This is a genomic window from Marinococcus sp. PL1-022 (assembly GCF_033845285.1).
Taxonomy (GTDB): Bacteria; Bacillota; Bacilli; order Bacillales; family Marinococcaceae; genus Marinococcus.
Map to the genome: position 1 here is coordinate 240,546 of NZ_JAWXCX010000001.1, position 11,666 is coordinate 252,211.

Genomic DNA, 11,666 nt, shown 5'->3' on the forward strand with positions numbered 1-11,666 from the left:
ATAAACTTCCTTCAATGTATCACAAACCCTATTGGAGAGGAAAATAAGAAGCAGGAAAAAAATAGTATAGCTGAAGCCATTTAAGTTTAAAGCAGCGGCAAACCGTAGTATATTGGGTAAAATAAAACGAAAAGGAAGAGGGAGCACAGATGAAAGAGGCGCAGCTGATACGTATGAAATGGAGAGACGCATTATTTGCACATTGGGAAAAAGATCCCGTCGAAGTGGCCCGCAGCCTGCCGGATCATATGGATGTAGATACGTTTCAGGGAAAAGCGTATGTAGGCGTGGTTTCGTTTTCAATGCATGATATCCGTCCTTTTTTTCTCCCGGGAGGGACAGGGCTGAACTTCCCGGAATTGAATCTGCGCACGTATGTACGTGTGGACGGGGTGCCGGGCATTTACTTTTATAATTTGGATGCTTCTTCTCCGCTTGGCGTCTGGATCGCGCGACGGAATTTTTCTATTCCGTATTACCAGGCACGCTTTTCGATCCGCCGTCATCAAAGCTGGACGTACTGGAATCACCACCGGAGATCCGGGAACGTACGCTTTCGCGCAAAATACCGGGCGACTGGAGAACAGCTGCCGGCTGCTGCCGGCTCGCTCGAGAACTGGCTTGCTGAAAGATACCGTTTTTATACAGCGAAAGACGGACAGATTTGGTACGGGGACGTCGTACACGAGCCGTGGGAGCTGTACCGCGGTGAGTATAAAGAGGAAGAAAACGGGCTCCTCACAGCCGGCGGATTCAGGCAGTCAGACGGCCGTCCCGATCATGTTATGGTCAGCCCCGGCGTGAGTGTGGGTGCTGCGAGACTGCGAAAAAAATAAGCCTCTGCTGCCGAATACGGAGCAGAGGCTTAAATACGTTCATGATTTTACGGCTGGTCCACCGGACGAACAACAATTTCATTGACGTCCACGTGAGCTGGCTGGGTGAGGGCATAGTATACTGCTTCTGCAATATCCTCTGAATTCAGCTGCTGCACGTTCAGTACCGAATCGAACTGTTCCATTACTTCTTTATCCGTAATGGTTTCAGTAAGCTCTGTATTAACCACTCCTGGAGAGATGGCAGTCGTACGGATGTTAGTCTGGGCTACTTCCTGTTCTAAGCCCATCATAATTGCCTTCACGGCAAACTTCGTACCACTGTATACGGAGCTGCCAGGGAAGATTTGGTGGGCAGCCACAGAGGATGTGGAAATAATATGGCCGTCGTTGTTTTCAATCATGTGTGGAAGGATGGCGTTAATGCCGTAAAGAACACCTTTGATGTTTACATCGACCATCTGGTCCCACTCATCGACCTTCTGGTTTTTCAATAAAGACAGCGGCATTAAGCCGGCGTTGTTAAAGAGGCCGTATACTTTGCCGAAGTGATTTACTGCTTCGCGTCCGAGTTCTTCCATCTGTTCACGGGAAGTAACGTCGGTTTCCTTGACGATGATTTCACCAGGCTGATCGGAAAGCTCTTCTTTAATTTCGTTCAGGCGCTCGAGGCGGCGGGCAGCAAGTGCTACATTGGCGCCGTTTTCGACGAGTTTTTTAGCAGTTGCTCTACCGATGCCGCTGCTTGCTCCTGTAATAATAAATGTTTTACCTTGAAGTTCTGTCATGACGTGTATCGCTCCTTTTTCTTATAAGCTGTTTCTGCCATAACGTAGTTACTTTAAAATGATAAGTGGCATCGGAATATATGATACCCGCTGTGAGTTGATTCAATCATCCAATTTTTTCTAATGAGGAAAAAATAAAATGAAAGGCGTATGTGACGGGGGACTTCAGGGGATCTGCGAGGCAAATTTTTTTGTTTTTCTGTTTGAAGGCTAAAAAACTCCCGGCTCTTCGCCGGAAGCTCAAGACTTCACATGTGGGGGTCTTTTCTTTGGAGTGAAAATAATTTGTACCAAAAGACAGAGGGAAGCGGCCATGATGACCCCTATTTCTATGTAATACCAAAACAGTTCACCACTGTTCAGCTGAAACATAGTGACTACACCGATTATCAGCAGGCCGATGCCGACACGGTTCATCCATCTCCAGCGCACAGCAAAAGCGGCAAACCATTGAATGAATGGAAGGTTAAATACAAGCCAAAGGACAACCGATGCCCCAATGCCGATCAGCCAGTACCCCTGCCCGATAAACAACTCAGCAGAAAAACGGGCAATGCTGATAATAGGTATATTCATGGCGGCACCTAAAATAATTCCGAGCAAAAATGTTAGAAAACGCCGCACGTCGATTCACCTCGAATGAGTTTCCCGGCCGGAAATATGCCAGGATATTACAAATAATATAACCGCTTATGATACGATGATACATAATCAAAGTGAAGAAAGGAAGGGTATTTCGATGGCTTCTATTGAAAATTTTCATGACCTGGATATCAGAGTAGGAAGAATTTTACAAATAAAAGAATTTCCAGAAGCGAAAAAGCCGGCGTATAAGGCGTGGGTCGACTTTGGAGAAGGGGTGGGAGTAAAGCAGTCCAGTGCTCAAATTACAGATCTATATGAAATAAATGAACTCGAAGGGAAAACAGTGATTGGTATTGTGAATCTTCCACCAATGAAAATTGCTTCATTTACTTCAGAGTGCTTAATTTTGGGCGTCTATACGGATGAAGGCGTAACTCTTCTGCAAACAGACCATGAAACGAAGATCGGGGAAAAAATCGGCTGAGAGGGTGAAGATATGAAGTATGTTATTACGGGAGCCACAGGTCATCTCGGGGAAAAAGTAACGGAAGAGCTGCTTGAACTTGTCCCAAAGGAACAGGTGGTCCTGGGCGTGCGCGATCCTGAAAAAGCAGCGGTGTTCAGAGAGCAGAACGTGAGCACGGCAAAAATGGATTATTATTCGTTTGATGAGCAGGTGAGCACCTTTCAGGGAGCAGACGTTGTGCTTTACATCCCGAGCATTACGCATCCGTCCGAACAGCGGATCAAAGAATTTCAGACTTCTGTTGAAGCAGCGGAGCAGGCTGGGGTAAAGCAGTTTATGTTTATCGGATTCACGGCGGACCATTGGAACAATCCCTTTCATATGAGTCCGTTTTTCGGCTATGCAGTGCGTCGTATTGCGATGAGCCCGATGGCTGGAACCATTATCCGCAACGGAGTGTATGCGGATCCGCTGATTTCTTATACGGAGGAGCTGGTCCGCACCAAAAGGCTCCCTTATCCGGCAGGGAGAGGGGCTATTTCCTTTATTTCTAGAAGAGATCTGGCCAGGGCAATAGCTGCCGCAGCCGCAGCGCCCGAAAGACACGGGGGTGTTTACACGCTGACCGGGATACAGGCGTATACGATGGATGAATTGTGTGAACTGCTTTCCAACATTACGGGAGAACGCATTCGTTATGAACCAATGGGGGTGCAGGAATTTGCCCGCACATATGATGACGGATCCGGCTTTGGCAGCGTGAATGCTTCGCTTTATGAAGCGGCCTCCATGGGGCTGATGGGAGAGGTTACTTCGGATGTGGAGAGACTTACCGGAAAGCCGCCGGAAATGCTGCGGTCATATCTCGAGCGGCATTTATTATAGAAAAAGGACACGCAGGCAGCGTGTCCTTTGATCGTTATGCTACTCTTTTAGAAAGCGGAGAAGCTCCTGATTGAACTTTTCTTTTTCATCGACAAATAGTCCGTGACCGCTGTTTTCGAAAGGAACGACCTTCAGGTCATTGATTCCCTTTTGAAGCTCTCCGGAAAATTCAAACGGGCAGATCTGGTCGTTTTTCCCGTGAAAGCTTTCGGCCGGAACTGTGATAGAGGAAAGGTCTTCAAAGGAATCTTCATCCCGCAATGCTTTTGCTGAATGGATTGTTGAATAGCTTCCGGCTTCCATGCCAAGACCATGGAACCATGTTTTAAATACATCAGAAATGTTTTCGCTGCCAAAGAACATGCCGCCGAAATCCTCAAGCATTTTCGGACGGTCAGTGTTCAGGTTATCGATAATGCCGTCGACGTCTTTTTTCTCCATGCCGTACGGGAAGTTTTCGCGCTGCGTGAAGCTTGGAGCCGCCGGCGCGAGCAGAAGTAATTTAGAAACTCCCTGCTGTTTATGGCGGGCCATGTAACGAAGAGCAATCGGGCCTCCCATGGAAAAGCCGGCGAGGACGAAATTCTCCAGTTCCATGGCATCAACGACTCCTTTAACGTCGTCTGCCATTTGATTGTAATCATATCCGCTCCATGGCTTGTCGGACTGTCCGTAGCCGCGGAGGTCGATGCCGATAAACCGGTATCCGTGCTTTGGCAGCTCATTGATCTGATATTCGTACATTTTGTGATTAACCGGCCAGCCGTGGATAAAAACGACCGGCTGCCCTTCACCGATATCCTCAACATAGATATGCACATCTTCTTCTACAGCGACATAATGTCCCATTTAAGCAAATCCTCCTTCACTGGTAAAAAGATAATAATCAAGATAACTTAAAATACCCTTGTTTCCCGTGTGATAAACTTTGGGCGCTTCATTTGACAATGATAATCTTTTTCAATTAATCTGTTGCTAATAAGACAAAAGGTGCTAATAAAGAAGAACTAATTGGAGGATTGGCTCAAAAAGGGGGCAGGTCATGAGAGGAACAGTCATTTACCATCAGATTATGGACCGCGATGTATATGTATACCTGCCTCCGGATTACAGCAGGAACAAACAGAAGCGTTATCCTGTTATTTATGTCCAGGACGGGGCCTATTTATTCCGGGATTCGGGCAGTGTGTGGGAAGCGCTGATGGAATCCGGATATATGCAGCCGGTAGTAATGGTCGGGGTGGAGCCGAAAAGCCGTATTCATGAGTATACGCCGTGGCCGGCAAAAGCGCTTTCTTTGCACCTTCCGGATTTCAAGGGGCTGGGTACAGAGTACGCATATATCCTGACTAACGGGATCCGCCCGTATATTAACGAAAAATACCGGGTAAAAACAGAAGCTGCCCATACCGGGTTGATTGGTGCTTCACTTGGAGGACTTGTTTCAATTTATATTGCCGATTTGTATCCTCACGTATTTCATAAGATTGGACTGCTCTCTGCTTCTTTGTGGTATGAAGGGATGGGAGCTTTTATTAATGAGAGACTCTCTCTTACCCTGCGCCATTACGTATATCTGTATGTGGGGGAATGGGAAGGGAGCGGGCAGCCCCTCATTGAGCCCTACATGGTGCCGAGAACGCAGATGATGTATGCACTGCTCCGAAAGCAGCTTGAAAACCAGGTGGCGCTCCATATAAAACCGAAAGCAATGCACGAAAGAAAGTATTTTATTTCCCAGTTTCCTGCAGCCTGCACATGGTTGTTTCCGCCTATGCATTAGCGGTATAGTAAGAGAAACGGCACATGTGGAGGAGCTGGAAATGGTAGCAGAGTTTTTCTTTCGATCCATACTTATGCCGGCGGTTGTTATTTTCTGTCTGATCTTTTACTTGACGCTTTTCTGGGTGCATCGAAGAGGAAGGCTCAGCCGGAGTAAAAATAAAAACGCCCGGCAGGCAAAAATTATTCGGAACGGGTTTGTGCTGACAGGTTTTCTTGCTTTTATATGGTTTCTTTCGTTCTATATTTAATCACCTGCGCTGCTGCGGGTGATTTTTATGTTATGTCAGCAGACAAAATGAAGCAAAGGGGAGAAAAACATTGGGAAAAAATATTGATCTCGTATTTGGCGGCTACGAACTGCGTATCACAAAAGTATATCAACTGATTTACCATATCAATGACCTGATGCTTGCTCTTGTTTTTTTAGTTGGGAGCTTTTTATTTTTCTCAGAGACGACCACCTTTTACGGTACCTGGCTGTTTGTGCTCGGAAGCCTGCAGATGTTTATCCGTCCGGTAATAGCTTTGGCTCACCAGGTCCATGTGAACAAAGTAAGAAAACAGAGAAAAGAGTATGCCGGGCAGCAGGGCACGCGGGCTGTCCGTGTCCGGAAAGGGAGCCGGACCTATAAGCTGTAGCCAGAGAGGGCGTCTGGAACTGACTTATGTTAAAATATGGCTGTAGAAATGGAGAACGGAGGGGAAAACATGAAAAAAACGGCTGCAGCTGCGGGCGCCATAATGCTCATTGGAGGGCTGAGTGCCTGCAGTAACCGCGAGAGTGCGGAAGACAAAATGCAGGAATTTACGGACGCATGGAACAATCAAAATTTCGAAGAAATGTACGGGTATTTAAGCTCAGATGCGCGCGAACAGATCAATAAGGAAACGTTTATTAACCGGCATGAAACGATTTATGAGGATACAAACGCTGAAGAACTGAATGTTCAAACCAGTGAGACCGACGAGGAAGCTGAAGGAGAAGAAACAGCGCTTCCTTTCTCTGTGAGCATGACAACGAGCGCGGGGGATGTTTCCTTTGAGCAGGAAGCCTCCTGGGTACTTGAAGAGACAGAAGACGGGGAGGAGTGGCAGCTGGACTGGTCGCCTTCGTACATATTTGAAGAATTGGGATGGGAAGAGACGGTAAATGTCGAACGGACGGAGCCGGTACGCGGGGAAATTCTGGCGGAAGGCGGTGATCCGCTTGCGACAAACGTGGAAACGACCAGAGTCAGTCTGGTGCCCGGCAGCATGGGGGAAGAGCAGGATGAGACAATTTCCGCGCTCGCAGACGACCTGGATATGTCAGAAGAAGATATTAGCGGAGCACTCGATCAGGACTGGGTGACAGATGAAAGCGCGGTTCCGGTGAAGACGCTTTCTCCTGACAATCAGGAAGCAGCATCAGACGTGGAGGATCTGCCTGGAGTGCAGCTTTCTGACGTTGGAAGCCAGCGGTATTATCCGGAACAGGAAGCCGCAGCTCATTTAACAGGATACATCGGAAGCATTTCCGGAGAAGAGCTTGAAGAACGGGGCGGGACGTATACACAGTCATCCCAAATCGGCAAAGCCGGACTTGAATACGTTTATGAAGAGCGCCTTCGAGGGGAGCCCGGTATGCTTATCTCTACTTCGGAAGACGATGTGATCGCAGAGGAAGAAACGGTCGCCGGAGAGGACGTGCAGACGACCATCGATACCTCCCTGCAGGAGCGTGCTTATGAGCAGATAGAGGAAGATGTAGGAGCCACAGTAGCGCTGGATCCCCGGAACGGCGATACGCGGGCGCTGGTCAGCGCCCCTTCCTACAACCCGAACAACTATATTTACGGCTGGCCGGAGGACGAATTGGAGGAGTTTAATGACAGCGAAAATCGTCCGCGTGCTGCTAAATTTAACAGCACCTATGCGCCAGGTTCAACAGTGAAGCCTATCACTGCTTCGGTCGGCCTGAGCAACGAAGCGATTACGCCGGATGAGGAAATGACGATCGAAGGCCTTGAGTGGCAGCCGGACAGCTCCTGGGGCGGTTATTCGGTGACCCGGGTGGATGATGAACTTAGCGAAGTGAACCTGCGCGAGGCATTAATTACGTCAGATAATATTTATTTTGCCCGCACAGCGCTTAATACCGGAGCAGAAGATTTCACTGCCGGTCTGGAAGGCTTCGGCTTTAATCAGGAGATTCCATATGATTTTCCAATAGGAGAGTCGACGATTGCTTCTGAGGGTCTTGATTCTGAAGTGCTGCTTGCTGATACCGGCTATGGCCAGGGACAGATGCAGATGTCTCCAGTTCATCTGGCTTCAGCTTTTACGGCGTTCGTAAATGAGGGAGATATGCTGGCTCCGCAGCTTCTCGCTTCTTCTGACCGAAAAGTGTGGGAGGAAAACGTGGTGCCTGAAAGCGGCATTTCGACGATTCAGGAGGGCCTTGAAGGAGTCGTAGAGGATGACCGCGGCTCTGCCTATGAGCCTGTAAATGAAAGCATTTCAGTTTCAGGCAAGACCGGCACGGCGGAACTGAAGCAGGCCGGAGAAGAAGAGGGGACGGAAAACGGCTGGTTTGTGGCGTATGATAATGAAGAAGAAGATTTATTGATTGCGTCGATGATCAAGAACGTCGAAGACCGGGGCGGAAGCAGCTACGTAGTGGAGCAGACCAAGCCATTGTTTGAAGAATAACCCTTTCACTAAATTGTCATTGAGGTACAAAGAAAAAATTTAGTTGTTTTCTCATACATCAGACGAATTACGGGTATGGGGAGAAAAGGAATCTTTGTATGTCAGACGAGGGGGTGAAAGAATGACAGGACTGTTTATTGATCCGTTTTTATGGATCACCATTGGCTTGATTTTGATTGTAATAACGTTTTTGTTTTTCTGGTTCCGTCGCAGCTATGACCCAATAGGGCGAAAAATTCTGGCTGCAGTATTTATGATTTACCTGGCGACAATCGTACGTTTTACGCTGATCCCGGCACCGTATGAAGGGTCGCTCGGGCCAGGCCTTCAGCTGGGGGAATATTATCAGTTTCTACCGTTCTATACGATTGTAGAGTCGTTTCAGGAAGGTACATGGCTAGGTGTAATAGGAGGGCAGATTTTACTGTACCTGCTGCTGCCGATATTTTTTGGCATACTGATCAGTGATGACATTCACTTCATCTGGGCCTTTGCTATTGGTACACTTTTATCCTTCTCCATACAGCTGATGGAGTTTGGCATTAACTTAATTATTGGCTATCCGACGAGAGTGGCCGACATTGATTCAATTATTTTGAATACGCTCGGCGCGATGATCGGCTATGCGATCTTTAAGTATTACCGGCGGTCACGGCGCAAGCAGAACAAACCGGTACTGCCGGATGCTATTGCTCCGCGGGACCGTTCAGCAACAGCAGCAAAATTGTAAATGAAAAGCCGCTATCTTCTTGTGGGAGACGGCGGCTTTTTCTGTATGTCTCAGCGTTTATCTCTGCTGCATTCAAGCGCCCATTGGATGAGCGGCAGCTGCAAAGGGAGGCGCAACCAGTATAAAAGCGGGTAGGACCTGCCGTTTGGACGTAAAGGAATCCTTTTAACAGCCATATATACGTTGGCCGGGAAAATAAGTATAAAAAAGACGGCAGCCGGCTTGCCGGCGTATTTACTCCATTTCTGCATCGTAAAAGCAGTGCCTAAAACCAGCTCTGCTGCTCCGGATACGTATACCGCAGCTCTTCTCCCGTGGATCTTTAGCGGCAGAATACGCTCGAATTTTTCAGGTGAAGTGAAATGCAGAATGCCGGCAGGAAAAAGGATTGCTGCGAGAAGCCATCGTTTCATGATAAGTGACTGTCCTTTCTGTATTAAAATAAAATAAGATATATACACGCCGCACAAAGAATAGCGAGTAGAAGAAAAACGAGGCGGCGAAGGATATTCTGCCATAGAGGAGACAGAGTGCCTGTCCACTGGTGCACCTGTTTTTCAAGCTTGTGAAAGACAAACATGATGCCGGAGGTGTCTTCTGCTGCCTGCTGCCTGGTAAAGGTTAGCGTATGAACGTCTTCCTTCAGACCGATCATTAATGCTACAAACAAAAGCAGCAGAAAAGGAAAAACTAAAATGAGCTGAAAAACAATAAACATAGCCACCACGCTCCTCGTTCCTGTTTTCCCTGTTCATAAAAAAATCAATCCTGAGTGTGAGATTATGGTATACTGGGCAAAGAATAGCTGGCGATGGAGTTCGCCGGAACCGCTCTAAAATAGAGCTGATGACTCCTGTCTGTTCACGGGATACGTGTGCAGACAGGATTTTTGCGTTTAATAAGGAGGAAACGAAATGAGACTGTATGTATGGATGGCTGCCGGCGGAGCTCTTGGCAGTCTGCTGCGTTATCTTGTAGACCGGTTGTTTGCGGCGGCTCCCGGCGTATTTCCATGGGGAACAATGGCGGCAAACATTGCCGGATGTTTTTTACTTGGATGGTTTACCTCGAGGATTATACAGCGAAAAGCGTGGCCGTCTATGTGGGAGGCTGTAGTAGGCACGGGAGTTATTGGGGCGTTCACGACCTTTTCGACATTCAGTGTGGAAACAATTCAATTAATTGAAAACGGGGCTCTGGTTGCGGCCGGGGTATACGTTTTAGTCAGTGCTGCCGGAGGGCTTATAACTGCGGGTATTGGTTACCGTGCAGGAAGGAGAAAAAGCTGATGACATGGCTGCTTGTCGCTCTTGGAGGAGCTGTTGGGGCTGCTGCCCGCGCAGCGTTGGTATCATGGTCCAAAGAAAACGGATGGCACCGGGTGCTGCCGTTTGGCACGATGTTTGTAAATGTATCGGGATCGTTTTTTCTCGGACTGGTCGTGGCGCGGGAAGCCGGTATTACAGAAACAGCGGGCATTGGCATCGGTTTTTTAGGTGCGTTCACGACCTTTTCGACCTTTAATATGGAAATCATTCAAAAAATTGAAGCTGGTGAAGGGAGAAGTGCTTTGCTGTACGGAGTCGCAAGCTATGCCCTGGGGCTTTTGGCGGCGGCAGCCGGATATTTCTTTGGATGACAAAAGCCGTTTCCCCAGACAAAGGAAACGGCTTTTCATTCATTTCGGGGAATTCTCCCCGGCTGTCTGAACATGAAAACGGATAAGCCAGGTAATCAAAATTCCGGCGAGTGCAAGCAGTGCGCCGAAATAAAAGACGCTGGAAAGGGAAAGCTGCTCTGCGACAGATCCGGCGACGACCGGGCCAAGCAGAATCCCTGCGGCGTAAAACGACTGGTAAAAGCCCATTGCACTCGCCTTCAGCGGCCCTGGGCTCACCTGGACAACCATTCCCAAAAGCAGCGGCAGCACAATTCCCAGGGCGAGCCCGAGCACCACCTGGTTCAGGCTCAGCTCCCATAAAGAAGCAGTTGACGGCATCCACGCAAGCGCTGCCGCCCCGGTAAGAAAGGAACCGTAAAGAAGTGGTTTGTGCAGCCGGAGCGGTATGGTATAAAACGATAAAAACAAGGATGCCAAAAGGTGCGGAATAAAAAAGGCAATGAAAATAACGACTAATGTCCGCTCCGTAGCCCCTATCGAAGACGCGTACAGCGGGGTGAAGCCGAAAATCGTCATGAAAATAATAGAATGACCGATAAAGCTCGCGCACGTAAGCCAGCGCAGGTCATGCAGCCGGAGAGTCCGGCTGATTAAAGAACGAATTTTCAACGGCTCTGTCCTGGTCTGAACCGGTATTTCTTTTGTGAAAAGCGTAAATCCAATGCCGATCAGTGAAAAGGCCGCGGCAATCCAGAACAGCGCTGTAAACCCGAACAGATCAGCCAGATAGCCACTGAACATCATGCTGATAAACTGGGTGAAAACTGTTAAGAGCTGCAGAATGCCCATCGCTCTTGAGGACTGATCGGCAGAAAAGTACCGGGAGTACATAATCGTCGCCATCACCCACATGGAGGCGGTCACCCCGGCAAGCAGCCGGGCGGTAAAAACCGCCGCAAAGGAATCAGATAAGACGAGCAGCACGCCGCTGATGAATCCACTGACAAATCCCACAATCAGCAGTTTTTTCAACAGCCCCTTCAAAGCATCGGAAAGAATGCCGAGCGGATAGCGCAACAGTACCTGCGTCGCCCCGTACGCACCGAGAATAACGCCGATTGCGGTGTAGGTGAAGCTGCTGTTTTCCAAATACAGACTAAATACCGGGACATACACATAGGTTGCGAACCAAAAGCAAAAAACAGCGGTTAAAAACAGGGCGTGATCACGTTTTGTAATAGTCATGGCTATCATCCTTATGTAAAAAATCAATCATTTG

15 protein-coding genes and 1 riboswitch are annotated in these 11,666 nt (G+C 48.3%); of the genes, 9 read left to right on the forward strand and 6 right to left on the reverse strand.

The genetic code is table 11. From position 1 onward, the window contains the following. Positions 1–149: 149 nt before the first annotated feature. Positions 150–836, forward strand: coding sequence for a DUF2071 domain-containing protein (locus SIC45_RS01300; protein WP_319630786.1), 687 nt, complete (start codon positions 150–152; stop codon positions 834–836). Positions 837–883: 47 nt separating this feature from the next. Here the strand turns inward: SIC45_RS01300 and SIC45_RS01305 are convergent, their stop codons facing one another. Further along, the gene (locus SIC45_RS01305) at positions 884–1,624 is read right to left on the reverse strand and encodes an SDR family oxidoreductase (RefSeq protein ID WP_022793291.1); all 741 of its coding nucleotides are present in this window, start codon (positions 1,622–1,624) and stop codon (positions 884–886) included. A 240-nt stretch (positions 1,625–1,864) separates the two neighbouring features. After that, complete coding sequence (locus tag SIC45_RS01310) at positions 1,865–2,248, reverse strand: hypothetical protein (RefSeq protein WP_319630787.1); 384 nt, start codon at positions 2,246–2,248, stop codon at positions 1,865–1,867. Between the two features lie 115 nt (positions 2,249–2,363). On the opposite strand from SIC45_RS01310, the gene SIC45_RS01315 reads away from it, so the two are divergent. Both SIC45_RS01315 and SIC45_RS01320 read left to right on the forward strand, forming a co-directional pair. Beyond that, positions 2,364–2,693 carry a tRNA-binding protein gene (locus SIC45_RS01315; RefSeq protein ID WP_319630788.1) on the forward strand — a complete coding sequence of 110 codons (330 nt, stop codon included), beginning with the start codon at positions 2,364–2,366 and terminating at the stop codon, positions 2,691–2,693. A gap of 12 nt (positions 2,694–2,705) precedes the next feature. Beyond that, positions 2,706–3,560: an NmrA family NAD(P)-binding protein gene (locus tag SIC45_RS01320; RefSeq protein WP_319630789.1), complete on the forward strand. Its 855-nt coding sequence runs from the start codon at positions 2,706–2,708 to the stop codon at positions 3,558–3,560. 39 nt (positions 3,561–3,599) lie between these two features. On the opposite strand, the gene SIC45_RS01325 is transcribed toward SIC45_RS01320, so the two are convergent. Then, positions 3,600–4,409, reverse strand: a complete 810-nt coding sequence (locus SIC45_RS01325) for an alpha/beta hydrolase (RefSeq protein ID WP_319630790.1) — start codon at positions 4,407–4,409, stop codon at positions 3,600–3,602. Between the two features lie 193 nt (positions 4,410–4,602). On the opposite strand from SIC45_RS01325, the gene SIC45_RS01330 reads away from it, so the two are divergent. The 4 genes from SIC45_RS01330 to SIC45_RS01345 all read left to right on the forward strand — a co-directional run bounded on the left by SIC45_RS01330 (position 4,603) and on the right by SIC45_RS01345 (position 8,766). Continuing rightward, on the forward strand, positions 4,603–5,343 hold the full coding sequence (locus SIC45_RS01330; RefSeq protein WP_319630791.1) for an alpha/beta hydrolase: 741 nt from the start codon (positions 4,603–4,605) through the stop codon (positions 5,341–5,343). A gap of 320 nt (positions 5,344–5,663) precedes the next feature. Next, complete coding sequence (locus SIC45_RS01335) at positions 5,664–5,984, forward strand: YrhK family protein (RefSeq protein ID WP_298784887.1); 321 nt, start codon at positions 5,664–5,666, stop codon at positions 5,982–5,984. A gap of 69 nt (positions 5,985–6,053) precedes the next feature. Further along, on the forward strand, positions 6,054–8,036 hold the full coding sequence (locus SIC45_RS01340; RefSeq protein WP_413645493.1) for a penicillin-binding transpeptidase domain-containing protein: 1,983 nt from the start codon (positions 6,054–6,056) through the stop codon (positions 8,034–8,036). A gap of 121 nt (positions 8,037–8,157) precedes the next feature. Beyond that, positions 8,158–8,766, forward strand: a complete 609-nt coding sequence (locus SIC45_RS01345; RefSeq protein WP_298784891.1) for a VanZ family protein — start codon at positions 8,158–8,160, stop codon at positions 8,764–8,766. A 50-nt stretch (positions 8,767–8,816) separates the two neighbouring features. Here the strand turns inward: SIC45_RS01345 and SIC45_RS01350 are convergent, their stop codons facing one another. Both SIC45_RS01350 and SIC45_RS01355 read right to left on the reverse strand, forming a co-directional pair. Then, positions 8,817–9,179 (reverse strand): hypothetical protein, encoded by a 363-nt coding sequence (locus SIC45_RS01350; protein ID WP_319630792.1) that lies wholly within the window; start codon positions 9,177–9,179, stop codon positions 8,817–8,819. Between the two features lie 23 nt (positions 9,180–9,202). Beyond that, entirely contained in the window at positions 9,203–9,484 is a 282-nt protein-coding gene (locus SIC45_RS01355) for a hypothetical protein (protein WP_298784895.1), read from the reverse strand. Between the two features lie 80 nt (positions 9,485–9,564). After that, a riboswitch (Fluoride riboswitch) is annotated at positions 9,565–9,629 on the forward strand. Between the two features lie 51 nt (positions 9,630–9,680). On the opposite strand from SIC45_RS01355, the gene crcB reads away from it, so the two are divergent. Continuing rightward, positions 9,681–10,055: a fluoride efflux transporter CrcB gene (gene crcB / locus SIC45_RS01360; protein WP_319630793.1), complete on the forward strand. Its 375-nt coding sequence runs from the start codon at positions 9,681–9,683 to the stop codon at positions 10,053–10,055. Further along, positions 10,055–10,405 carry a fluoride efflux transporter FluC gene (locus tag SIC45_RS01365; RefSeq protein ID WP_298784899.1) on the forward strand — a complete coding sequence of 117 codons (351 nt, stop codon included), beginning with the start codon at positions 10,055–10,057 and terminating at the stop codon, positions 10,403–10,405. Before crcB ends, SIC45_RS01365 begins: the two co-directional genes overlap by 1 nt. A gap of 39 nt (positions 10,406–10,444) precedes the next feature. Here SIC45_RS01365 and SIC45_RS01370 read toward each other — a convergent pair whose 3' ends face one another. Continuing rightward, a complete protein-coding gene (locus SIC45_RS01370; protein ID WP_319630794.1) occupies positions 10,445–11,632 on the reverse strand; it encodes an MFS transporter in 1,188 nt (395 codons plus the stop codon). Between the last annotated feature and the right edge of the window lie 34 nt (positions 11,633–11,666).

Bases quoted from the DNA above. Each gene is read 5' to 3' on its own strand.
- SIC45_RS01300 (WP_319630786.1), top strand. From the start codon at position 150: ATGAAAGAGGCGCAGCTGATACGTATGAAATGGAGAGACGCATTATTT.
- SIC45_RS01305 (WP_022793291.1), bottom strand. From the start codon at position 1,624: ATGACAGAACTTCAAGGTAAAACATTTATTATTACAGGAGCAAGCAGC.
- SIC45_RS01315 (WP_319630788.1), top strand. From the start codon at position 2,364: ATGGCTTCTATTGAAAATTTTCATGACCTGGATATCAGAGTAGGAAGA.
- SIC45_RS01320 (WP_319630789.1), top strand. From the start codon at position 2,706: ATGAAGTATGTTATTACGGGAGCCACAGGTCATCTCGGGGAAAAAGTA.
- SIC45_RS01325 (WP_319630790.1), bottom strand. From the start codon at position 4,409: ATGGGACATTATGTCGCTGTAGAAGAAGATGTGCATATCTATGTTGAG.
- SIC45_RS01330 (WP_319630791.1), top strand. From the start codon at position 4,603: ATGAGAGGAACAGTCATTTACCATCAGATTATGGACCGCGATGTATAT.
- SIC45_RS01340 (WP_413645493.1), top strand. From the start codon at position 6,054: ATGAAAAAAACGGCTGCAGCTGCGGGCGCCATAATGCTCATTGGAGGG.
- SIC45_RS01345 (WP_298784891.1), top strand. From the start codon at position 8,158: ATGACAGGACTGTTTATTGATCCGTTTTTATGGATCACCATTGGCTTG.
- SIC45_RS01350 (WP_319630792.1), bottom strand. From the start codon at position 9,179: ATGAAACGATGGCTTCTCGCAGCAATCCTTTTTCCTGCCGGCATTCTG.
- SIC45_RS01355 (WP_298784895.1), bottom strand. From the start codon at position 9,484: ATGTTTATTGTTTTTCAGCTCATTTTAGTTTTTCCTTTTCTGCTGCTT.
- crcB (WP_319630793.1), top strand. From the start codon at position 9,681: ATGAGACTGTATGTATGGATGGCTGCCGGCGGAGCTCTTGGCAGTCTG.
- SIC45_RS01365 (WP_298784899.1), top strand. From the start codon at position 10,055: ATGACATGGCTGCTTGTCGCTCTTGGAGGAGCTGTTGGGGCTGCTGCC.
- SIC45_RS01370 (WP_319630794.1), bottom strand. From the start codon at position 11,632: ATGACTATTACAAAACGTGATCACGCCCTGTTTTTAACCGCTGTTTTT.